The following is a 21,941-nucleotide window of genomic DNA, read 5'->3' on the forward strand; positions in this document are numbered from 1 at the left end:
AAACTGGCGCGACCAGGGGCGGCGTACCGCTCAGCGCACCGCTTCCCGCAGCGGCACCGGCGTCAGGGCGGGCTCCCCCAGCGCCTGGTCCAGATCGGCCCAGAGGTCGTCCACGTCCTCCAGCCCCACCGACAACCGCAGCAGCCGATCGCTCACCCCCGCGCCGCGCCGGTCGTCGGCGTCGACGATGCGGTGGCTGATGGAGGCGGGGTGCTGGATGAGCGTGTCGACGCTGCCGAGGCTCACCGCCGGAGTGACGAGCCGGACCCGGGAGATGACCTCGTGCGGGTCGCCGTGCACCTCGAAGGCGATCATCGCGCCGCCGATCCGCGGGTAGTGGACCCGGGCCACGCGCGGGTCGGCGGCGAGCCGGCGGGCCAGTTCGGCGGCGTTCGCGGAGGCCGCCCGCACCCGCACCGGCAGGGTGGACAGCCCGCGCAGCAGCAGATAGCCCGCCAGCGGATGCAGCACACCACCGGTGGCGAACCGTATCTGCCGCAGCCGGCCCGCGAACTCCTCGTCACAGGCGACCACTCCGGCGAGCACATCGCCGTGGCCGCCGAGGTACTTGGTGGCGCTGTGCAGCACCATGCGGGCGCCGTGCTCGGCCGGGCGTTGCAGCACGGGCGTGGCGAAGGTGTTGTCGGCGAGCAGCGGTACCGAGCCGCAGGCGTACGCGACGGCCCGCAGGTCCAGCTCGGCCAGGGTCGGGTTGGCCGGGGACTCGACCATCACCAGACCGGTGTCCGGGCGCAGCGCGTCGGCGATGCCGGCCGGGTCGGTCCAGGTGACCTCGGTGCCGAGCAGCCCGGCGGTGAGCAGATGGTCACTGCAGCCGTACAGGGGGCGCACCGCGACCACATGGCGCAGGCCCATGGCAGAGCGAGCCAGCAGGACCGCGCTGAGCGCCGCCATGCCGCTGGCGAAGGCGACCGCGGACTCGGTGCCCTCCAGGCGGGCGAGGGCGGTCTCGAAGCGGGCGACGGTCGGGTTGCCGAGGCGGCCGTAGACGGGCGGTCCGACCGGGTCGGCGCCGTCGGTGGCGAAGGCGTCGATGCGGGCGGCCTCGGCGCGGCTGTCGTAGGAGGGGTAGGTGGTGGACAGGTCGATCGGCGGGGCGTGCAGGCCCTGGCGGGCGAGATCGTCACGGCCGGCGTGCACGGCCTCGGTGGCCAGGGCTCTCGATGCGGTGCGTACGCCGTCGTAGGCACCGGTGGTCGCTGTGTCCATGGGCGGAAGGGTGAACAGTGAACGATTCACTGAATTCGAACACCGTGTTACGTTCGAGCCATGGCCGAATCTGTCGCACTGGATCCGGTGGATCTTCATCTGCTGCGGCTGCTGCAGAACGACGCCCGGACCACGTACCGCGACCTCGCCGAGCAGGTGGGCGTGGCGCCGTCGACGTGTCTGGACCGGGTCACCCGGCTGCGCCGCTCCGGCGTGATCCTCGGCCATCAGCTGCGGCTCGATCCGGCCAAGCTGGGCCGTGGGCTTCAGGCGCTGCTGCTGGTGCAGGTCAGGCCGCACCGGCGGGAGCTGGTCGGCCCGTTCGTCGAGCGGATCAGAGCACTGCCGGAGGCGCGGACGGTGTTCCATCTGACCGGGCCGGACGACTATCTGGTGCATGTGGCCGTCGCGGACATGGCCGATCTGCAGCGGCTGGTGCTCGACGAGTTCACCGCGCAGCGCGAGGTGGCGCGGGTCGAGACCCGGTTGATCTTCCAGCAGTGGGAGTGCGGCCCGCTGCTGCCGCCCGGCCACGCCCAGAGCTGAATCCCCCCATACGTGGGTGACGCGGAGATCCTCGTCGTACAAGGATGGGCGTCATGTCTGAGACCAAGACCCCGCTGCCCCGTCAGGTGGCCGACGCGTATGTGGACGACCTCATCGCCCTCGACCCGGTCACCGGTACCTACCTCGGCGTGAAGGAGAGTTCGAGCCGGCTGCCCGACTACTCGCCCGCGGGCCAGGAGGCCCTCGCGGAGCTGGCCCGGGCCACCCTCGCGAAGCTGGACGAGGCGGAGCGGCAGCCCGGAGCGGACAGTGACGTGGAGCGGCGCTGCGGGCGGCTGCTGCGGGAGCGGCTGACCGCCGAACTCGCCGTGTCCGAGGCGGACGAGCACCTGCGCGCGGTCGGCAACATGAGCACGCCGGGCCACTCGGTGCGGGACATCTTCACGGTCACCCCGGCGCAGACGGACGAGGACTGGGCGGCGATCGCCGAGCGGCTGCGCGCGGTGCCGGGAGCGCTCGCGGGTTATCGCGAGTCGCTCCAACTGGGCCTGGACCGCAAGCTGTTCGCGGCGCCGCGGCCGACGGCGACGTACATCCAGCAGCTCACCGAGTGGACGGACACGGACGGCCAGGGCCGCGGCTGGTACGAGGACTTCGCCGCCGCCGGGCCCGAGGCGCTGCGCGCGGAGCTGGACGAGGCGGCCCGCGCGGCGACCGGCGCCCTGGTGGAGCTGCGCGACTGGCTGCGGGACGTGTACGCGCCGTCGATCGAGGGCGCCCCGAACACGGTCGGCCGCGAGCGCTACGCGCGCTGGGCCCGCTACTTCAACGGCACCGACCTGGACCTGGACGAGGCGTACGGGTACGGCTGGGCGGAGTTCCACCGGATCCTCGGCGAGATGAAGCAGGAGGCGGAGAAGATCCTGCCCGGCGCCGAGACCCCGTGGGTGGCGCTCGCGCACCTCGACGAGCACGGCCGGCACATCGAGGGCGTGGAAGAGGTCCGGGAGTGGCTGCAGGGCCTGATGGACAAGGCCATCGACGACCTGGACGGCACGCACTTCGAACTCGCCGAGCGGGTACGCAAGGTGGAGTCGCGCATCGCGCCGCCCGGCGGCGCCGCGGCCCCCTACTACACGGCACCGTCGGAGGACTTCTCCCGCCCGGGCACCACCTGGCTGCCCACGATGGGCCAGACCCGCTTCCCGGTCTACGACCTCGTCTCGACCTGGTACCACGAGGGCGTGCCCGGGCATCACCTCCAGCTCGCGCAGTGGGCGCACGTGGCCGAGAACCTCTCCCGCTACCAGGCGACGATCGGCGGCGTCAGTGCCAACGCCGAGGGCTGGGCGCTGTACGCGGAACGGCTGATGGACGAGCTGGGCTACCTCACGAACCCCGAGGAGCGGCTCGGCTACCTGGACGCGCAGATGATGCGGGCGGCCCGGGTGATCGTGGACATCGGCATGCACCTGGAGCTGGAGATCCCGGCGGACTCGCCCTTCCACCCGGGTGAGCGGTGGACGCCGGAGCTGGCGCAGGAGTTCTTCGGCGCGCACAGCAGCCGTCCGGCGGACTTCGTGGAGAGCGAGCTGACCCGGTATCTGACGATTCCGGGCCAGGCGATCGGCTACAAGCTCGGTGAGCGGGCCTGGCTGCTGGGCCGCGAGAACGCCCGCGCCCGGCACGGCGACGCCTTCGATCTCAAGGCCTGGCACATGGCGGCCCTGTCCCAGGGCTCGCTGGGCCTGGACGACCTGGTGGACGAGCTGTCCCGGCTCTGACCGCCCGACGTCAACGCCGGGAGCCGCCTTCCGAGTTGACGACCTCCGGATCAGGCCGGCTCCCCGCGCGCGCCTCACGCACGTACACCGCCGGCCGCCCGGCCAGCCACGGCACAACCGATCCCGGCCCGCCGGCTCGCCCCGGTCACGAGGGCGGCACGCCCATGCAGCGGCAGCGCCGGGTCGGTCGGCCGTACGGCCCCGCCCCGGTGGCGTGAGACCGCGGGCGGCGGCTAGCTGGTGCCGGAGGCGATGTGGAGGAGGCCGGGCGGCATGCAACAGCAGGGGCAGCGGGCGCTGGAGACACCGCGGGCCGCCGGGCTGGCGGGAGTCGTGTTCGCGCTGCTGCTGGCGGCGGCGATCGTCCTGGTGCGGCTGGGCCTTCCCGAAGGGGCCGACGCGGTCACCGCCCAGGGATTCACGGATTCCGGGCGCCGTACCGCGCTGCGCACCGCTCTCTCGCTGGTGCCGTTCGCCGGCATCTTCTTCCTGTGGTTCGTCGGCGTGGTGCGGGCACACATCGGTACCGGCGAGGACAAGTTCCTCGCCACCGTCTTCCTCGGCAGCGGACTCGTCTTCACCGCCACGATGTTCGGCGCCGCCGCGGCGGCCGGTGCCGTGCTCTCCGTCGCCCACCCCGCCGGTACGGCGCCCGGGCCGGCCTCCTGGGACTTCGGCCGGCATCTCGCGTACACGCTGATGACGACGTACGCCATGCGCATGGCGGCCGTCTTCGCCTGCTCCCTGTCCATGATCGGCCACCGTCTGGACGTCCTGCCCCGCTGGCTGTCGGCCCTGGGCCTGCTGACCGCCCTCACCCTGCTGTTCGTGGCGTCCGCGGTGCCCTGGGCGGAGCTGGTCTTCCCCGGCTGGTCGCTGGTGCTCAGCGTCCACATCGTCCTGGCGGGCGGTCGCGCCCGGCCGGGCGCCGCGGACGCGTGACGGGCGGATGAGGGTGGCACCGTGCACCCGAACGGCTGACAGCCCGAATGGGGGTTTCCCGACGGGCGATGTTGTTCCACCGCGCTCATGCTGGCAAACGGGACATGACCGCCGTCCGGGAATGCCGCGCGAAACGACCGGCGCGCACCGGACCTGGCCACCGGAAGGGCGGAGCGTCGATGCGGCTCGTCGTCGATCTCAACAAATGTCAGGGGTACGCCCAGTGTGCGTTCCTCGCTCCCGATGTCTTCGCGATGCACGGCGAGGAGTCACTGGTCTACAACCCGCAGGCACCGGAGGAGCAACGGGAGCGGCTCGCCCGCGCGGTCGCGGCCTGTCCGGTACAGGCGATCACGGCCGACGGCCTGGACGGCAGCGGAGGCGTCCAGGGGGCGGCGTCCGATGCCCGCTGACTACGTCGACTGGCTCAGGCGCGAAGGCCGGATCGTGATCGTGGGTGCCTCGCTGGCGGGCCTGCGGGCCGCCGAGACCCTGCGTGCCGAGGGCTTCGCCGGTGAGCTGACCCTGATCGGCGACGAACCGCACGAACCCTACGACCGGCCGCCGCTGTCCAAGTCCGTCCTGCTGGGGATGGCGTCCCCGCACCGCACCGAACTGCCGCACCGCCGGGAGATCGACGCCAAGTGGCGGCTCGGCGTCCCGGCGACCGGCCTGGATCTGACGGCCAAGCGGGTCAGGCTGGCCGACGGGGACGAGGTGGAGTACGACCGGCTGCTCATCGCGACCGGCGTGCGCGCCCGGCCCTGGCCCAAGGCGGAGGAGGCCCGGCTGGACGGCGTCTGCGTGCTGCGGACGCGGGACGACGCGGCCGATCTGTACCAGCGGCTGAAGGCCGGGCCGCGCCGGGTGTTCGTGATCGGCGCCGGGTTCGCCGGTTCCGAGGTGGCCTCGGCCTGCCGGGAGATGGGCATCGCCGTGACCGTGGCGGAGCGCGCGGGGGCACCGCTGGTGGGCGCGCTCGGCGGAGTGATCGGCGCGGTCGCCGCCGATCTGCAGACCGAGAACGGCGTCGATCTGCGCACCCATGTCACGGTGACCTCGCTGGAGGGCGACCCGGTCGGCAGGGTGCGTGCCGTCCATCTGTCCGACGAGAGCGTCGTCGAGGCGGACGTGGTCGTGGTCTCACTGGGCTCGGTGCGCAACACCGACTGGCTGGCCGGGTCGGGACTGGGCGCGGGGCCCCGGGGCATCGCCTGTGACGCGGGCTGCCGTGCCTTCGACTTCCGGGGCATCGTCACCGACGACGTGTTCGTGGCGGGTGATGTCGCGCGTTCGCCGCACGCGCTGTTCGGCTACCAGTTCCTCTCGCTGGAGCACTGGGGCAACGCCGTCGCCCAGGCGGAGACGGCCGCGCACAACATGATCTGCCACGGCGCCGGCCGGCGGCCGCACCTGTGGATGCCCGCCTTCTGGTCGTCGATGTTCGGGGTGAACATCAAGTCGGTCGGCGTGCCGCCCATGGGTGACCAACTCATGATCACCCAGGGTTCGCTGGCCGAACGCCGGTTCGCCGGCGTCTACGGCTACCAGGGCCGGATCGTGGCCGCCGTGACCTTCGACAACACCCGCTGGCTGGAGTTCTACCAGCGGCAGATCGAGCAGGGTGCCCCGTTCCCGGTGGAGTTCCCGACGGTGGACCGGCGTCCCGAGGGCCGGCAGCCGATGGCGGCCGACTTCCCCGACCCGTCGCTGCCGACGCACGGCCCCATGGTGACCCTCAGCGGCTACTCACCGGCCGACCAGCAGCTGGTCTTCCACCCCGCCCGGCACTGACCGCCGCCCCGGCTCGACGCTCACCCGACGCTCCAAGGACTTGTCATGACGCAGGCCTCGCTGTTCAGCCAGATCACCGACTTCGCCAACCGCGCGAACCCGTATCCGCTGTACGAGGAGCTACGCAAGACGCCGGTGCTGCACGAAGAGCACGGCGGCCCCTACGTCGTCAGCTCGTACTGGGACATCGAGGCACTGCTGCACGATCCGCGGATCAGCTCCGACGCCGCCAACCTGGCGGTCGCCGGGGACGACCCGCTGGCCCAGGCGGAGGAGACGGGAGGGCTGCCGCCGTCCTTCATCCGGCTCGACCCGCCGGAGCACGACCGGCTCCGCCGCATCGCCAACCGGGGCTTCGGCCCGCCGCACCGGCCGCGCCGGATCGAGAACATGCGCGGTGAGCTGGGCGAGATCGTCACCGGTCTGATCGACGACCTGGGGGACTCCCGGCAGATCGACCTGGTGGACCAGTTCGCCTACCCGTTCCCGGTGACGGTCATCTGCCGGCTCCTCGGTGTGCCCCGCGAGGACGAGCCGAAGTTCCGCGCCTGGGTCGATCCCCTGGTCGCCACGCTCGACCCCGAGACGCGCGAGCAGGCGGACGAGGCCTTCCGGAAGAACGCGCAGGAGGCACGGATGCAGCTCGGCATGTATCTGGCCGGGCTGGTCGACCAGCGCACCAAGGAGCCACGCGACGATCTGCTGTCCGACCTGGTCAACAGCCAGGGTCCGGACGGCGCCATGACGATGATGGAGGTGCTCAGCACCGCGGTGCTGCTGCTGATCGCCGGTCACGAGACGACGGTCAACCTCATCACCAACGGCATGCTCACCCTGCTGCGGCACCCGGACGTCCTGCGGCGGCTGCGCGAGGATCCGGGGCTGTCGGTGAGGATCGTGGAGGAGCTGCTGCGCTTCGAGCCGCCGGTGCAGATCGTGCCGCAGCGCACCTGTATCGCCGACATCGAGGTGCGCGGGGTGACCATCCCCAAGGGCTCGCGCATCTGGCTGATGCTGGCCGCGGGCAACCGCGACCCCGAGCGGTTCAAGGATCCCGAGCGCTTCGACCCGGACCGCGAGGACATCCAGCATCTCGGTTTCGGCAGCGGCATCCACAGCTGCTTCGGCGCTCCGCTGGCCCGGCTGGAGACCCAGATCGCGCTGTCCGAACTGGCCCGGCGGCTGGAGAACCCCCGCCTGGTCGAGGACCCGCCGCCGTACCGGCAGAACGCGGTGCTGCGCGGACCCCGGCATCTGGAGATCGCCTTCGACGGGCTGCGCCGCTCCGGGTGACGGCCACCGCCGGCCGTCTCCCGGGCCCCCTGCCGAGGTGCGTGCGCCGCGTCAGTGCGCGAGCCGGGTGAGCCGCACCAGCCCGACCCAGGTCTCCGGTCCCGCCTGCACATACGCGGCCCGCACCGCGTACGTTCCCGCCTCCAGCGGCACCCGGAGGTGTTCGGTACGGCCGGCCGCCTGGCCCGGCCAGGCCGAGTCGAACAGCAGCACCGGGCCGGGCACCCGCCAGTGCACCTCGCTCCCCCAGACGGCCGCGTCGAGGGCGGCGGGCACGGTGGCGAGCAGTTCCGCCTCGGAGTTGGCGGCGGACCACCGCACGAAGGTGGCGTGGTCCGGCAGGAACGAGGTGGAGGCAGGTTCGTCGCCGAACACCAGGGCCGCGCTGTCGCCGACCGGCAGCAGGGCGACGTACCCGTCGACCTCGCACGCCCGGTCGTAGTCGGTGTCGAGGTCCTCGCTGTCGGCGCCCGCCCAGAACGGCAGCACCGTCTCCGGGACGGCTATGAGCGGGCCGCCGCCCGATTCCACCCACTCCAGCGCGCCTGGATCCGCGTATCGAGCCATGGGCAGAGAACCTACACGGCGTCCGTCAGCAGCCGCACTCGCCGTCGACGGGCGCGGTCAGGGGATCGGTGTCGCGGCGGGCGGGGCCCTGCCAGGTCTCGTAGGTGAAGCCCTCGCGGGCCCAGTACTCGAAGCCGCCGAGCATCTCCTTGACCTGGTAGCCGAGTTCGGCGAGGGCGAGGGCGGCGCGGGTGGCGCCGTTGCAGCCGGGGCCCCAGCAGTACGTCACCACCGGCACGGACCGGTCCAGGAGCCGCTCGGCCTGCTCGGGGATGAGCGCGGTGGGCAGATGGACGGCGCCGGGGACATGGCCCTGGTCCCAGGACTGGGTCGAGCGCGTGTCGACGACGACGAAGCCGGGGTCGCCGCCGGCCGCGAGCGCGGCGGCCACGTCGGAGACGTCGGCGTGGAAGGCCAGGCTCGCCCGGAAGTAGGCGGCGGCCTCGGCGGGAGCGGCGGGGGCGACCCGCAGGACGGGGTTCGCAGAGGTCTGGGTGGTCTCGGTGATCATGACTGGAAATCTACGGCCCGGGGCCGGTTCCCTGAAGGGGGAATCCACGGCGCCATCCTTGCCCGAGCGGGGAATTCCCTGCTATCCATCCGGGATGACCGTGTATTCCCCGGACGCCACCGACTGGCGCATTCTCGAGGTCCTCCAGCGGGAGGGACGGGCCAGCTACGCCGAGCTGGCCCGAGCCGTCTCCATGTCGCCCAGCGCCGTCACCGAGCGGGTCCGGCGGCTGGAGGAGGCGGGTGTGATCCAGGGGTACGCGGCGGTCGTCGACCCCGAGCGGCTCGGGCTGCCGATCCTGGCGTTCGTACGACTGCGGTACCCGAACGGCAACTACAAGCCGTTCCACGACCTGGTGGCCGCGACGCCCCAGATCCTGGAGGCCCACCATGTGACGGGCGACGACTGCTTCGTCATCAAGGTCGCCGCCCGGTCCATGGCACACCTGGAGGAGATCTCCGGCCGGATCGGTGCGCTGGGCTCCGTGACCACCAGCGTCGTGTACTCCTCTCCCCTGCCCCGACGCGCCCTGGGCCACTGACCGGGTCAGACCTCCCGCTGCCGCAGCCTCGACCCCGTTCTGCGTCGAGGACCTCGTCGAGGGTCTGGTCGTCGAGGCTGCCACCGCTGCTGTGGCGGAGCGGGGCTTGGATCACCCTCATCGATAGGCCGGAGGCCAGGCTGAACGATGCGGCGCAGGTCGTACAGGCGGACCGGTGGAAGTCCGATGCGCTGGATGAATCTGCCGGAGCGTTCTGGCACATAGCCTGCGACGTCTTCGTGCGACGGCCACGTTCCAGCCTGCGAGGGGCCGCCGACCGGTATGGCGGTCGGCGGCCCCTCGTTTCCGCGAGGCAGGTCGGTCTACTGGAAGCCGCGGCCCGTGGCGGGCAGCGCGGACAGCGAATGGCTGCCCTCGGCCAGCTGGACCTGGGACTCGGCGGCCGCCGGGAGGACGGTGGCCGGCAGGGCCGAGGCCTGGAATGCGGGATCCCGGGCGAGGTCCGCCACGAGTTCCTCGATCTTCTGCCGGGTGGCCGAGCTCATGAGGAACACGTGCACATACCGGCGCAGGACGAAGCCTCCGTCCTCGTCAGGAACGGCGACGTCCTCCGAGGACAGCGACCACTTCGCCACCAGTTCCGGGCTGGGCTTGCGGAAACGGACCGTGATCGCGCCGTCGGTGCGGGCGGTCCACACCTCCAGCCCGTTGTTCAACTCCAGCTTCCGCAGCCGCTCCTCCAGCAGGGCGGCCAGTTCCTGTGCCTTCCGGATCTTGTTGACCTGGTCCTGGTACGAGTGCCGGGCCAGGTGATCCCACAGCACCAGCGGCGAGAAGCCGTTGCGCGACCCCGCGAAGGTGGTGTCGGGGGCGCCGATGTACTGGGGCTGGGCCGGCGGTTCGAGCTGGTACTTGACCTTCGTCATGTAGATGCCGCACGGCCAGGGTGCGCCCGGCCACTTGTGGCCACTCATCGCGATCGACGACACCATGTCGACCGCGCCATGCTTCTTGGCGCGGACCTTCAGGCCGAAGTCGAACTCGGGCAGGTTCACTTCGGGGTTCCAGCCGAATCGCGGGTCCTTGTAGGCCATCCGCATGAACGGCGCGTACCCGGCGCCGAGCGCCCCGTCGACATGGATCCAGAAGCCCCGCCGGTAGTCGACCTTCTTCTCGCCGGTCCTGCGGTCGACGACGTAGTGCACCGGGCGCCGGACCAGCTCGTTGGCCTCGAAGATCGGCAGCAGCCGCTCGCAGACCTTCCGTACGTTGTCGTGGGCGCCCTTGAAGGTGCTGCCGTAGTTGAGGCTGACGATGATCGGGTGGCCGTTCCCGGCGAAGAACTTGACCAGGGTGGCGAGCGCGTCGATGTCGATGTCGCCGGGGCCGTCGGCGGAGCTCCCCGAGGGACCGCTGCGGGAGGGCACCTCCGTCGGCCAGACCCGCAGCGGGCGGCCGTCCTTGTCCGTGAGCGGACACTGGCCGCCGTACAGCTGTTCACCGACGGCGTGGAACGTCTCGACGTTCAGGGCCCGTACCGCCTTGGCGAACGAGTAGTGGGTGTCCTCGGAGTAGAACACCACGGGGCGGAACTCGTTGGGCCGGTCCGGGTGCGGCTCGGCCTGGACCTGCATCAGCTCGCCGGGAAGGCGCGGCTCGCCGAACGGGCCGACCCCCTCGTCGGGCACGATCAGCGCCTTGCCGCTGAGGTAGTCGCGGGCGTTCCACAGCGCGTACATGCTGCCCTCTGTGGATCCCATGGAGAGCATGTAGCCCCAGTACGACTCGGGGTCGTTCCTGCTGTGCGGCCACTTCGCGTTCCACAGCGACGCGTAGTAGTCGAGCACCGCGCGTTCGGCGATCTTGGAGTTGGGCTTGTAACCGCCGCTCTGGAACGGGTCACCGAGGTTGTTGAGGTGGTTTTCCATGAAGCGGGCCAGGTCGAACGGGTAGCCGTTCATGTCCTGGGTGACCTGGTAGCCGAGCATGTTCCTGCGCTTCTCGGCCAGGTACAGCTCGATCGAGCTCAGGGCCTTGCGCCGCTTGGCGTCCGTCAACCCGCCGGCCGGGATCTCGAAGTCACTGGTGTTCAGGCCCGGTTCGCCAGGGTACATGGCACCGGGATCCCCAGACGGAGGGCTGACGAAGGGCTCGTGACCGTCGGGGGTCAGGCCCTGGCCCTCCAGGATCTGACCCCAGGTCTCGCCTTCCGGGCCGAACGGGAACTGTGGGACCGGGTGGGCACGGGGCGTGGTTTCGGTCATGGGTTGGGACTCTCCCTGCTGATGCGAGGCGACAGATGACTACAGAACGTAATTGCTCGCCACTTTGAGTATTAGCGAAGAGGGTGTCCCCGACGAGCCAGAGAGGCTCCTCGGGCTAACGGACGTGGCCATCGCCCCCCTCCTCGGCGTCCCTGCCCGCAGGGGTGGATCAGTTCTGACCAGGCAAAACAGGGTGTGAAAAGCCCCTCGGAGTGATCTCGGAGGGGCTCTCTTGGCGGCGCGGGGACAGCGAGATCGAGACGGTAGCCGCTTCCTGCTGTATCTCTTCTCCGTCGCGGACTGGGGCCGGGAGCTGCATGGAGTGCGCCTCGGCTGCATCGGCTTGCTGATCGATGGGTTTCTCGACGCCGTTGCGGCGGGGCACCAGGTCAACGGGTGCGTTGGCGGCGGCTTGTTCGAACTGTGGCAGCAGGCTGGTGTAGGCGTCGGCGGTGAGTTGGTAACTGCTGTGGCCGAGCAGGGCTTGGATGGCCTTCATAGACAGGCCGGCGGTCAGGCTGAGCGATGCGGCGCAGTGGCGCAGGTCGTGCAGGCGGAACGACGGAAGGCCGATGCGTTGGAGAATCCACCGAAGGCCTGGGAGACATTTTTGGGGTGGTGGGGGCGGCCGTCAGGCCGGGTGAAGACGTAGCCGGAGTCGACGAGGCGGCGCCGGTGTCCTGGCGGGGCTAGGCTTGGGCTTCCTTGAGGGTTGCGCGGACCTGGTTCCATGATCGTACGTCGTGCTGGCTGGAGGGCTGCCGGGGCAGAGGTGGTCGGCGAGCACACTGACTGATGTCGTTGGCGCGGCCCAGGGCGCCATCCGCGACTACGCGCGCGTTCAGCCGTACACCGGCGACCAAGCCGTCATCAGCCGCAGGGTCGGACCGGTCAGACTCATCCTGAGTCACCTGCTGGTCAACGCCGCACGCTATTCGCCGCCAAGGACATACGTCGAGGTGAGCACCCCTACCTGATCTGCCCTGCGCATGCCTCGGGTTGGTGGCACACGGCCAACAGGCACAGGAGACAACACACAACCCGGGTGATCCAGTCTGGGAGTCTGCGGTGTACCAGTGCCGCGGGGCAATTGGGACCTGAGCAGTGTCCGATAGGTCATGTGGCTGCGCTGCTTCCGGCGGAGCTTCCTGCTCGCCTCGAGCCAGTCTCTTCGGCTGGAACGTTCATTGCCGGGGTACGGCTTCGGTGGGCATGGTGCAGTTGTCCTTCCCGACAAGGCCTCGTTGCCATGGAGGTTTCATGACCACCGTGTCACATGCCGCCATCGACGTATCCTCCCGACAAGTCATGCCGCCCGGCAGCCGCCTCGTTCTTACGGCCCGGCTCCAGGTGACCACCGACCGCCCCGAAGGCACGGTGAACCTGACCGGGCAACTGCACCAGCTCGTAGCCGAGGCCCGTGTGATCGAGGGGACCGTGCACGTGTACTGCGGGCACACCACCTGCGGCCTGCTCGTCAATGAACTCGATACCGGCCTGGAGACCGATACCAGCAAGGCCCTCGAACGCCTCCTCCCGCACAGCAGCCGCCACCCCTATAGCCACGACAAGGACCGCACCGCCGAAGAACGAGCCCTGCACGGGCACGGCGAGCGGGACAACGGCCACGCCCACTTGCGCGCTGTGATGGCCACCCACCCGGAACTGCACGTCCCCGTCACCGACGGTGCGCTCTACCTCGGCCGGTGGCAGGCGGTCATGCTGGCCGAACACGACGGCCCCCGCACCCGCGAACTTCTCGTCCGCATCAACAACGACCTGACACACACCGCCTGACCCACCTCACCCACACCCGCCGCATCCCGGCACACAGCAGTCCAGGCCGACGACGCCTGCGGGGGCAGGGGGTCTACGGCTTGTCCGATGGGTTTGTTGCGGAGGCAGGCGAGGCAGGGCATGAGGGGTCCCGGCGCGCCATGCAAGGATTCCGAGCGCCCTCGCTGCGTGGGCGGTCCCCTTGCGCAGCAGCTGCGGGTTGGGATGTTCCTAGGTGATCAACCTCAATGGACTGGCGCCCGTAGGCGTTCAGTACCGCCATCAGTCGACAATCTGGGTACCCACCAGTTCCCGAGCTACCAGTTAGCTCATGCGCCGCTGGATTACGGCGTCGCCCAAACCACCCGCACGAGTGGGCTTTCCGGACACCCCCTGAGACCGAGGCTGACCACGCCCATCCGTGCACCCGGATCTTCTCGCCACTCAGCCCGCAGCCCGGCCTGGTCGGTTTGCTCGCCATGCAGAAGCGGCACCGCAAGCTCCGCGGCTCGGGCGCGACGGGAGCGATGTGCGTGATGCCGCGGGAATGTGTGCGGCGTGCCCGATCCGTCAGGACTGTCTCTCTGTTCCTGCGGCCGGGGCGCCCGCCAGGGTGCGTGCTTGGCGGGAGCGTCTCGCCACCAAGACCAAATGTGCTCTTCCCGGCCTACTTGGCCAGCACCTCATCGATGTACTCCTGAACCGGCTCGTAGAGGCCGCAGGGCACGTAATCGGGGATCTCCGCGTGGGCGCACCACGCGAGTTCGGCGAGTTCCTCGGTGTCCGTTACGTAGGCGGTCCCAGATAGGACATCGCACGCCGTGTACGACATGAGCGGTTGCGTCTTCAGGTGTACCCGCTCGCCAAGGAGCTTGACCGCAGACAGCGTCAGGCGGTCTCCTCACCCGTCTCCCGGACGGCCGCTTCCTCCGCCGACTCCCCGCCGCGCTCGATGACTCCGCGCAGGGCCTGCCACCAGCCATGCTCGACCGTCAGCCCTGCAATGGGTCATGTCTGTTGCCGTCTACATCCTTCCGGGTCACAGGCCCCCGGCCCTTCTTCTCCGCCGATTGGCCAGCAACTCTTCCACATCGTCTCCGAGTTCAAGTTGCGGAGCGATATCGAGCCAAGCTCTTACTTCACGCGCTAAATCTCCGGCGGTGACCTTCTCTTGAAACCAAGGCAACTCCGCCAGGAGGACAATTACAGCAAGGAGTTCGGCTCCACCTTCGAAGCTGACCGCACGATCAAATTCCTGCCCCTGCGACAGGCCCGCTTCCAGAGCCCTCCGATAGCGGCCCCGCCTGACGCCGGCTGCCCTCAATGCCTGCTCACGTGTGCAGGGAATGCCATCCAGTAGTCGTGCTGCCACGGCATCGACTTGAAAGGAAGCGGGAGCCTCCCGAGCCCCTTTCTGCACGACTAGCCGAGCGAACTTAATGTACTCCCGGGTGATGGTGACCGGGTCGTGCACGTCCAGTTCCTGCTCCACGAAGTCGAGCAGACTGGACGCAAACGCGAGACGCAATTCCAGGTCAATACCCTGCTCTTTATTGGCCGGATAGTAGTCGGTGAAGGCGATGTCGACCAGGGTAAGGACCCATCGGGCCCGTCGCCCCGGAGGCACCGGCGGGGCAAGCCGACGCAGGGCCTCAGGTAGCTGCTGGGGTTCGATCCTGATGAGCGACCTGTAGTCAGCGATCGGGTTGTACCGGTCACTCGGGCTGTTCAAATTCATCACCACTCGAACGGTTGGATCGCGTCTTCGGGGACGTCTATGCCCGCGTTCCGGAAAGCACTGACGCCCGATTGGAGGTATGAGTCAGGGGCGTCGAGTTCAGCCATCGGATAGTAGCGACCACTCTTGTCCGTGATACGACTGATCGCACCGAGTGCTTGACCTTGTCGGAAGCTTCGAAGAGGATGCGCAGCTTACCGTCCGGCCCGACGGCCCACAGATAGTTTCCTCCGTTGGACACTGCATCATCGAACGCCTGGGTGCCCACCTCGATGGGAGCGACCCCCGCCGCTTCCGCGTCGGCCAGCTCGCGCGCGAGCCATTCCGGGTCGTCGTAGAGATTCGGGAAAGTACGCGGCTCTTCGCCACCGTTCTCGACCATCGAGAGTGAGGTGGGTGATTCTCCCGCGCTGAGTCCCGAGAAAGCTCCGCCCAGGGCGCCGAGCAGCAAGTCTTCAGGGGTGGTCGGTTCGCAGAAGGCGGAGTTGAAGGCCCAGGTGTATCCGGCGCCCACTCCCGCATTGACGGCCGCGGAGGCCACCGTGGCCTCTGTGCTGCCCTCCTCCAGCCCCAGGAGGTCGACCCGCGCTGGCGCCGGCTGCGGGCATGAGCAACCCGGCGCCGAAGCCGTACAGCGCGCCCTTGCCGGTGGCTTTACCGAAGCCGCTCCAGCTGAAGTCATGTGGGTGGCTCAGGGAGTAGCTGATGCCGCCGAAGACGCCGCCGATGATTCCGCCGATCGCCGCGCTGACGCACTCGGGGCAGGCGCCGGAGGGGTCGGTGAGGGTGGTCGGGTCGTCGTCGGTGTAGGCGTAGGGCGACCCGTAGGGCTCTGTGAGCGGGCTACCTGCGGGATCCGTGCTGGTGAAACGGCCGGTGCTGGAGTCATAAGTGCGGGCGCGCAACTGATAGCCGAGGACGGTGCCGGCCGGGTCCTTGTACTGGCCGGTATAAGCGAACGGGTTGGCGGGTGCGCCCGTGACGAGGGAGGTCGCGGTGGTGGTGCCATAGGCGTCGTAGGTGTACTTGTACTGGTCGACGCCCGCTGAGCTCGTCAGGTCGGTGATGGAGCCGGACAGGTCGTGGTGGTCGTAGAAGGTGCCGGCGCTGGTGCGCAGGGTCTGGGGTTCGCCGAGCGGGTCGTAGCGGTAGTCGCCGATGCGAGACAGAGGATCCGGCGCCGACCGGTGGTGACAAGCTGGGCGGCGGTGGAAAACAGCCGCAGCCGCAGACGGCGTGGCTCCCGGAGCCGGGCGACGCCGGTGGCGAGCAGGGCCATCCAGGCCAGCAGGTCGAGGACGATCTGGATGATCTCCAGTCAGATGGGCGCGGGCCCCCGGGGGTGACGCAGCTCCAGCTCGGCGACCGGAGTGTGCTTGGTGTCGCTGGCGAAGCAGGTCAGCCGCATCCCGTCGGTCGGTGAAGCGCAGCTGAGCGCCTGGGTGCGAGCGTTCCTTGCGGACGATCAGTCGTACCCCCCTTGGGTCAGCCGGAGTCGCTGCCGGCGTCGATCTCGGCGGCCCAGGTGCCGTCGCGGATCTCGCCGTCCGGCTCGAGGGCCGTGTCCACGCCGCCGCGGGGATCTTCAAAACCGCCTGGTGGATGGCGTCGGTGATGGTCATGCCGACCGAGTGCGACAGCCACCGTCCGCGGGCTGCGAGCCAGGCGACGAGGTCGTGGGTGCCGCCGCCGGAGTCGCAGCGGATGAGCGCGTGCCGTCCGCGCCTGTACTTCTTCGGCAGCTGGGCCAAGGCCAGTTTCGCGGCCTCGATGTTGTCGGCGGCGGTGTTGGAGCCGGCGTTCCCGGGTCCCAGCAGGCCCGCCACTGGTTCCCCGGGTCCGCCCCGGCCGTGGTCGACGAAGCCCATCAGTGGGTGGTGGCCGTGGGTCTTCTTCCAGGTGGCGGCAGCGTCCTGCTTGTCGGAGTGTGCGACGACGAGCACCCCGTCCAGGTCCACTGTCACCTTGCCGTCGGCGTCCGGCGCTGTGTCACCGGCCAACTGCCAGACATGTTTGCGCACTTCGGCCCGGACGGTGCGGATCACTGCCAGGGCACGTTCGCCGATCGCGGCGAGTGCGTCGCTGAGCCGGAGACGGTCGGATCCGAGGCCACCGGCCCGAACAGAGCGGGCTCGGCCTCAGCAGGCCAATGTCGGCCAGGCAGTCCCCGCCCAAAGGTCATCGTCGAACCCGACTCTCTCGCCCAGCTCGACAGCCTGCCTACAGGCTCCGCCCGTTCCGAGCGAACCAGCCTCATCGCGTACGCCACCGAAGTCCTAGCCACCCGACGGCTCGTTCACAGCTACCTCGATGGTGGAAACGCCACCTGGATCAAGCCTGCCGTCATGGCTGACCGCCTCGCTGCCGCAGGTGTTGAAAAAATGCGTGGCTTCGCTGTCGGGGTTGCGAGTTTCGACGCCACCGACATCTCCAGCACCTACGGGCAGCAAGTCGCCACGGCCTTGTCCGGCCTCGGCGTGCGCGGCGCCCGGTTCGTGATCGACACATCCCGTAACGGCAACGGTGCCATGGACGAGAACGGACAGCACGTCGACTCCTGCAACCCCGCAGGCCGACGCCTCGGCGTGCCCTCATCCATCGGGGTCGGCGGTGCCGAGTACAGGTAGCCGCCAATCAGTGATCCGGTTGGAGCTGGATGAGCTATTCCTTCAACAGGTCCTCGTGCGAGCCCGCTGGAGGAGATTCCTCACGCCCTTCCAACCTCAGTCCATGAACACGCCCACGCACAGCAAGCGACTTCAGCATTGGCGTGGCACCCGATATGAGGCAACAGTGCCCCCCACCCGGCGGCGAGGGGCACTGACAGCCTGCTACTTGGCCTTCTCGTACGCCTCGCGAACGGAGGCCGGTACTCGGCCGCGGTCACTTACGTCGAAGCCGTTGTCCCGCGCCCAGGCCCGGATAGCCGACGAGTCGTCCTTGCCGCCTGAGGCGGCCTTCGGCTTCCCCTTGGCCCTTGCAGCTCCGCGGACCCTGCGGGCGCCCTCGGCATGAAGGTACGGGTTGAGGAGTTCGAGAAGCTTCTCGTAGTTGTCGTCCGTGAGGTCGATCTCGACCCCAGCTCCGTCGACGAGAATGCTGTGCGTGGAGATATGCGACGACGCTTCGCCGGTCAGATCATCCACATATGTCGTGATTACCTTCTGGGCCATAACGACGACTATAAGCCCATTCCGGCAACGCCCTTGCACGTTCGATTCCAGCAGGAACCTGGACGGGGTCAATCCCGCTTCCTCAGCTTATAAGGAGACTGTAGAAACCCCGGCCGAAGGTGGCCGCGATCAGGTGGTGATGGCCGGGGTCGTATGCGATGTCCGACACCGGCACCAAGGGAAGGCCGCTGCCGAGCCGGTGCCAGCCGCCCCGGCCGTTGACGAACACGCCCTGGTCGGTGGCCACACAGAGCGTGTTCCGGTCGAGCGGCACCACATCGTTCACCGGCGCCTGCGGAAGGTTTCCGGACAGATCGCTCCAGCTCGCGCCCGCGTCCCCGGTCCGCAGCAGATGCGGCTGCGGCGAGCCCGACCGGTACCCGGACAGCGATACGTACGCGGTCGCCGGATCGTCCGCGTCCACGGCGATACGGGTCACCCACGGCTGTCCGGACAGGACCTGGGTCCAGTGGGCGCCGAGGTCACGGGTCACCCACACCCGGCCGTCGTCGGTGCCCGCCCAGACGGTGTGCCCGTCCCGCGCGGCCGCGACCGTCGTGATGGTGCCGTAGGAGTAGGAGTCGTGGCCCGGACCGCCGGTGAGGTCGGGGCTGATCGGCTGCCAGGTGGCGCCGCCGTCGGTCGACCGGTTGAGCCGGTTGCCGCCGTAGTACAGGACGTTCGGGTTCACCGGGTCGAACTGCACGGGGGTGAGCCAGTTGCGGCGGTCGGCCGTGGTGGAGTCGGTGTACTCGGTGAGCGTGGCGCCGCCGTCGGTGGAGCGGGAGCAGTTGCCGTACTGGGAGCAGGCGTACACCCGGTTCTTGTCGGTGGGATCGATCAGGTTCTGCAGCCCGTCGCCGCCCAGGTACTCGTTGAACCGGTCGCCGCCCCAGGAGCGCAGCGAGCCGTTGTCCTGTGCGCCGCCGGAGATCCGGGTGGTGTCCTGCGGACTCGCCGCCACCGTGTAGAGCTGGGTCCACGGCTCGTACGTCGCCTTGGTCCAGCCTCCGTCGCCGCGTGCGTCGGAGCGGTAGACGCCGCCGTCGTTGCCGAGGTAGACGCGGCCGGGCGTGTGCGGGTCCCAGACCATGGCGTGCTGGTCGGAGTGGACGGCGTTCTCCTCGGCGGTCCAGGTCGCCCCGCCGTCCTTGGTGGTCATCAGGGCCACCCCGGCCGCGTGCACGTGCCGGGCGTCGGCCGGGTCGACCCACACCTTGCCGAACCACCAGGAGTAGCTGGACTGCGAGCCGGCGAGCGCCGCGTCGTCGGGCAGCCTCGACCAGCTGTCGCCGCCGTCGGCCGAGGTGAGGAAGCCGCCGAACGTTCCGCCGGTGGTACCGACCAGGGCGTACAGGCGGCCCGGTTCGGAGCGTGCGATGCCCAGTCCGATGCGGCCCGAGTCGGCGGTGGGAAGTCCGCCGCCGAGGCGGTGCCAGTGGGCGCCTGCGTCGTCGGAGCGGTAGACGCCGGAGCCCGTGCCGCCGTAGGTGCGTTTGTCCGGCTCGCGGCGGTGGTCCCAGAGCACGGCGTACACCCGGTCGGGGTTTGCCGGGTCGCGCTGGACGTCGACGGCTCCGGTGAAGCCGTTGGGCACGTCGAGCACCCGCCGCCAGGAACCCCCGGCGTTCTCGGAAAGATAGACGCCCCGGTCGCCGCCCGCGTTGTAGAGGGACCCGGTGGCCGCCGCGAGGACCCGGCTCGGCCTGCGGGGGTCCACGTCGAGTGCGCCGACCGCTCCCGAGTCCCGCAGCCCGACCGCCCGCCAGCTGCGGCCCTGGTCGGTGGAGCGGTAGATCCCGGTGCCCTCGTAGGTGATGCTGCCGCCGCCGGGGTTGGGCTCGCCGGTCCCGGCGTAGAGCGTGCCGTCCGCGGCGGTGGCGAGTGCACCCATCGCCTGGGTGCCGCGCTCCGGCCACGCCGAGGTGAACGTCCGCCCGGCGTCGGCCGAGCGCCACACCCCGCCGCTGGCGGCCGCCGCGTACACCGTGTCGGCGTGGCGGGGATCGAGGGCGAGCGAGACGACCCGGCCGCCGATGTTCGTGGGGCCGATCGGCTGCCAGGAGCCGGGGGCCTGGGGCAGTGCGGCGGCCTGTGCGGCCGCGGTGTCGTAGGCGTGCCGGGGCAGCGGCTGCCCGGGAACCGTCTTCTGCAGATAGCTGTACTCGGCGGGAGCGGCGGGGCCGCCCCCGTCGTCGTCCTCCAGGCCCCTGGCCGAGGCGGTATGACCTCCCGGCGCCAGCAGCCCGGCGACCGCGAGCACCGCGATCGCTGCCGTACGTAGCCCGCTGGATCTCCCTTTACGCATGGACGGCTCCTTACGCGGCCGGGATCGCCGGCCCGCGACGAGTGGAAGAGCGTTCCGATGGCGCGTATCGCACGTAACAGGGGGAGAGTGTTCATCAACTGCCGCATCTGCACCAGTAGTTGGTGACAGAACACGGTGTGAATGCGCCGGTGATCCGCGCGGCGGGCCGCTCGGGCAGGTGCCGCCCGTTCATCCGCCCCGCAGCATCGAATACCGCCTGCAGATCGCCCGCGACTACGCAGCCCGCCACGGACACCTCGTCCCCCGTGACGACGAGGCCCACGGCGGCATCCGCCTGGGCCGCCGGCCGGCCCAGCGCCGCAGCGAAGCACGCCGGCGCACCCTGCCCTTCCGCTACCAGCGCGCACTGAACGAGATCTACCCCTGGTGGACGGCATCAGAATGGGGCAGCACCCGACACAACACCTACGCCCAAGCCCGCCTCGCCGCCTGCCGCGGCGAACTGCCCTTCCCCGACCGGATGGTCTTCGGCCTCCGCTGCGGGGTGGCACATTCGCAATCCAGCAATCAATCCCGGCTCGGGGACATCGACCGTGAGCGCGTCCCCCTCTCACCCCCGTACGATCACGGCAGGGCACGGGGCCACCGGGAGTGTTCGCAGGTGTCCGTGCCGCCGAGTGCCGAGCCCACGCTGTGGGAGCTGCACCGCGCTGTGTCGCAGCTGCGCGGTGACCTCGCCCAGCTTGCCGCTCGCCTGGACCAGGTGGTCACCGAGGACGTGTACCGGGCTGATCAGCGTGCGGTCGATCAGCGGATCGGCCAGATCGAGGCCGGCTGGGCTGCGCGGCGAGCATGATCAGGCGACGGAGCGTGCCGAGCAGCAGCGTCGTGAGGACCAAGTGCAGGCCGCGGCGACGCGGCGGCTGGTGCTCAGTTCATTCGTGTCGCCGCTGCTGTTGATGGCGCTGCAGCTGTGGCTCGCGTCGCGAGGCGCGGCCCCATAGCGGGGTGTTGGGGGCAGTTGAGTTCCAGTTCGGGCGCGGGGAGAAGTGTGGGCGCCGAACGTGGCGACACCTATCAGTGCCGACCGTTTCGTGGCCGCGCTGCGCGCCGATGGCGTGCGTGTGGTGGATCGGCCGGGCTGGAGAACCCACAACAGGAATCACAAGGGGCCTTGGGGCCCGGTGAACGGGGTGATCACCCACCACACCGTAACCACTGGCACGGCCACCACGGTTGGCATCTGCGAGCGCGGCTACGAAGGTCTGCCGGGGCCACTGTGCCACGGTGTGATCGCCAAGGACGGCACGGTGCACTTGGTCGGGTACGGCCGCGCCAATCACGCCGGCCGTGGTGACGGAGACGTGCTGCGTGTCGTCGTCGCGGAGCGCGCGCTGCCGAAGGCGAACGAAGCCGATACGGATGGCAACACGCACTTCTACGGCTTCGAGTGCGCAAACCTCGGCGACGGCCGAGACCCGTGGCCCAAGGCGCAGCTCGACGCAATTGAGCGTACGGCGGCGGCGCTGTGCCGGGTGCACAGTTGACCAGGTCACCGCCCGGCTGAAGTCCAAGCCGTCCGCAGGTAGTT

The 21,941-nt window shown here is 69.8% G+C and carries 20 protein-coding genes and 3 pseudogenes; 11 read left to right on the forward strand and 12 right to left on the reverse strand.

From position 1 onward, the window contains the following. Positions 1–30: 30 nt before the first annotated feature. Entirely contained in the window at positions 31–1,230 is a 1,200-nt protein-coding gene (locus AB0L75_RS11445) for a PLP-dependent transferase (RefSeq protein WP_365178749.1), read from the reverse strand. A gap of 60 nt (positions 1,231–1,290) precedes the next feature. On the opposite strand from AB0L75_RS11445, the gene AB0L75_RS11450 reads away from it, so the two are divergent. Both AB0L75_RS11450 and AB0L75_RS11455 read left to right on the forward strand, forming a co-directional pair. Next, positions 1,291–1,776: an Lrp/AsnC family transcriptional regulator gene (locus tag AB0L75_RS11450; protein WP_365178751.1), complete on the forward strand. Its 486-nt coding sequence runs from the start codon at positions 1,291–1,293 to the stop codon at positions 1,774–1,776. Positions 1,777–1,829: 53 nt separating this feature from the next. After that, on the forward strand, positions 1,830–3,521 hold the full coding sequence (locus AB0L75_RS11455) for a DUF885 domain-containing protein (protein WP_365178754.1): 1,692 nt from the start codon (positions 1,830–1,832) through the stop codon (positions 3,519–3,521). Between the two features lie 92 nt (positions 3,522–3,613). Here the strand turns inward: AB0L75_RS11455 and AB0L75_RS11460 are convergent. After that, positions 3,614–3,697, reverse strand: a pseudogene (locus AB0L75_RS11460) (3-ketoacyl-ACP reductase); the annotation flags it as partial. A 97-nt stretch (positions 3,698–3,794) separates the two neighbouring features. On the opposite strand from AB0L75_RS11460, the gene AB0L75_RS11465 reads away from it, so the two are divergent. From AB0L75_RS11465 to AB0L75_RS11480, 4 genes are all read left to right on the forward strand, one after another. Then, the gene (locus AB0L75_RS11465; protein WP_365178757.1) at positions 3,795–4,463 is read left to right on the forward strand and encodes a hypothetical protein; all 669 of its coding nucleotides are present in this window, start codon (positions 3,795–3,797) and stop codon (positions 4,461–4,463) included. 179 nt (positions 4,464–4,642) lie between these two features. Further along, a complete protein-coding gene (locus AB0L75_RS11470; protein WP_365178760.1) occupies positions 4,643–4,876 on the forward strand; it encodes a ferredoxin in 234 nt (77 codons plus the stop codon). Further along, positions 4,866–6,257, forward strand: coding sequence for an FAD-dependent oxidoreductase (locus AB0L75_RS11475; RefSeq protein WP_365178763.1), 1,392 nt, complete (start codon positions 4,866–4,868; stop codon positions 6,255–6,257). The genes AB0L75_RS11470 and AB0L75_RS11475 overlap by 11 nt, the downstream gene beginning before the upstream one ends. Before the next feature lie 45 nt (positions 6,258–6,302). Further along, positions 6,303–7,550: a cytochrome P450 gene (locus AB0L75_RS11480; protein WP_365178766.1), complete on the forward strand. Its 1,248-nt coding sequence runs from the start codon at positions 6,303–6,305 to the stop codon at positions 7,548–7,550. 51 nt (positions 7,551–7,601) lie between these two features. On the opposite strand, the gene AB0L75_RS11485 is transcribed toward AB0L75_RS11480, so the two are convergent. Then, positions 7,602–8,117 (reverse strand): immunity 21 family protein, encoded by a 516-nt coding sequence (locus AB0L75_RS11485; protein ID WP_365178768.1) that lies wholly within the window; start codon positions 8,115–8,117, stop codon positions 7,602–7,604. A 25-nt stretch (positions 8,118–8,142) separates the two neighbouring features. Further along, a complete protein-coding gene (locus AB0L75_RS11490; protein ID WP_365178771.1) occupies positions 8,143–8,628 on the reverse strand; it encodes a rhodanese-like domain-containing protein in 486 nt (161 codons plus the stop codon). A gap of 94 nt (positions 8,629–8,722) precedes the next feature. Here AB0L75_RS11490 and AB0L75_RS11495 point away from each other — a divergent pair, with 94 nt between their 5' ends. Then, positions 8,723–9,169 carry an Lrp/AsnC family transcriptional regulator gene (locus AB0L75_RS11495; RefSeq protein WP_365178774.1) on the forward strand — a complete coding sequence of 149 codons (447 nt, stop codon included), beginning with the start codon at positions 8,723–8,725 and terminating at the stop codon, positions 9,167–9,169. Positions 9,170–9,492: 323 nt separating this feature from the next. Here AB0L75_RS11495 and AB0L75_RS11500 read toward each other — a convergent pair whose 3' ends face one another. Both AB0L75_RS11500 and AB0L75_RS11505 read right to left on the reverse strand, forming a co-directional pair. Then, on the reverse strand, positions 9,493–11,394 hold the full coding sequence (locus AB0L75_RS11500; RefSeq protein ID WP_365178777.1) for a histidine decarboxylase: 1,902 nt from the start codon (positions 11,392–11,394) through the stop codon (positions 9,493–9,495). Positions 11,395–11,563: 169 nt separating this feature from the next. After that, positions 11,564–11,980 carry a tyrosine-type recombinase/integrase gene (locus AB0L75_RS11505; protein WP_365178927.1) on the reverse strand — a complete coding sequence of 139 codons (417 nt, stop codon included), beginning with the start codon at positions 11,978–11,980 and terminating at the stop codon, positions 11,564–11,566. A gap of 674 nt (positions 11,981–12,654) precedes the next feature. Between AB0L75_RS11505 and AB0L75_RS11510 the strand changes: the two genes are divergently transcribed. Further along, positions 12,655–13,191 (forward strand): secondary thiamine-phosphate synthase enzyme YjbQ, encoded by a 537-nt coding sequence (locus tag AB0L75_RS11510; protein WP_365178779.1) that lies wholly within the window; start codon positions 12,655–12,657, stop codon positions 13,189–13,191. Between the two features lie 646 nt (positions 13,192–13,837). On the opposite strand, the pseudogene AB0L75_RS11515 reads toward AB0L75_RS11510, so the two are convergent. The 4 genes and pseudogenes from AB0L75_RS11515 to AB0L75_RS11530 all read right to left on the reverse strand — a co-directional run bounded on the left by AB0L75_RS11515 (position 13,838) and on the right by AB0L75_RS11530 (position 16,929). Next, positions 13,838–14,175: pseudogene (locus AB0L75_RS11515) on the reverse strand (NUDIX hydrolase). Positions 14,176–14,209: 34 nt separating this feature from the next. Beyond that, positions 14,210–14,911, reverse strand: coding sequence for a hypothetical protein (locus tag AB0L75_RS11520; protein ID WP_365178782.1), 702 nt, complete (start codon positions 14,909–14,911; stop codon positions 14,210–14,212). A gap of 34 nt (positions 14,912–14,945) precedes the next feature. Beyond that, on the reverse strand, positions 14,946–15,359 hold the full coding sequence (locus tag AB0L75_RS11525; RefSeq protein WP_365178785.1) for a hypothetical protein: 414 nt from the start codon (positions 15,357–15,359) through the stop codon (positions 14,946–14,948). A gap of 4 nt (positions 15,360–15,363) precedes the next feature. Next, complete coding sequence (locus AB0L75_RS11530; protein ID WP_365178788.1) at positions 15,364–16,929, reverse strand: transposase; 1,566 nt, start codon at positions 16,927–16,929, stop codon at positions 15,364–15,366. On the opposite strand from AB0L75_RS11530, the gene AB0L75_RS11535 reads away from it, so the two are divergent. Further along, positions 16,918–17,535, forward strand: coding sequence for a glycoside hydrolase family 6 protein (locus AB0L75_RS11535; RefSeq protein ID WP_365178791.1), 618 nt, complete (start codon positions 16,918–16,920; stop codon positions 17,533–17,535). The two genes, AB0L75_RS11530 and AB0L75_RS11535, sit on opposite strands and share 12 nt — an antisense overlap. Positions 17,536–17,739: 204 nt before the next feature. On the opposite strand, the gene AB0L75_RS11540 is transcribed toward AB0L75_RS11535, so the two are convergent. Continuing rightward, the gene (locus AB0L75_RS11540; protein WP_365178793.1) at positions 17,740–18,081 is read right to left on the reverse strand and encodes an Lsr2 family protein; all 342 of its coding nucleotides are present in this window, start codon (positions 18,079–18,081) and stop codon (positions 17,740–17,742) included. Positions 18,082–18,163: 82 nt separating this feature from the next. Beyond that, positions 18,164–20,389 carry a sialidase family protein gene (locus tag AB0L75_RS11545; protein WP_365178796.1) on the reverse strand — a complete coding sequence of 742 codons (2,226 nt, stop codon included), beginning with the start codon at positions 20,387–20,389 and terminating at the stop codon, positions 18,164–18,166. Between the two features lie 178 nt (positions 20,390–20,567). Between AB0L75_RS11545 and AB0L75_RS11550 the strand changes: the two genes are divergently transcribed. Then, the gene (locus AB0L75_RS11550; RefSeq protein WP_365178799.1) at positions 20,568–21,206 is read left to right on the forward strand and encodes a helicase associated domain-containing protein; all 639 of its coding nucleotides are present in this window, start codon (positions 20,568–20,570) and stop codon (positions 21,204–21,206) included. Positions 21,207–21,414: 208 nt separating this feature from the next. After that, positions 21,415–21,891 (forward strand): annotated as a pseudogene (locus AB0L75_RS11555) (N-acetylmuramoyl-L-alanine amidase); the annotation flags it as partial. Between the last annotated feature and the right edge of the window lie 50 nt (positions 21,892–21,941).

This window comes from Streptomyces sp. NPDC052101 (assembly GCF_040680235.1).
GTDB lineage: Bacteria > Actinomycetota > Actinomycetes > Streptomycetales > Streptomycetaceae > Streptomyces.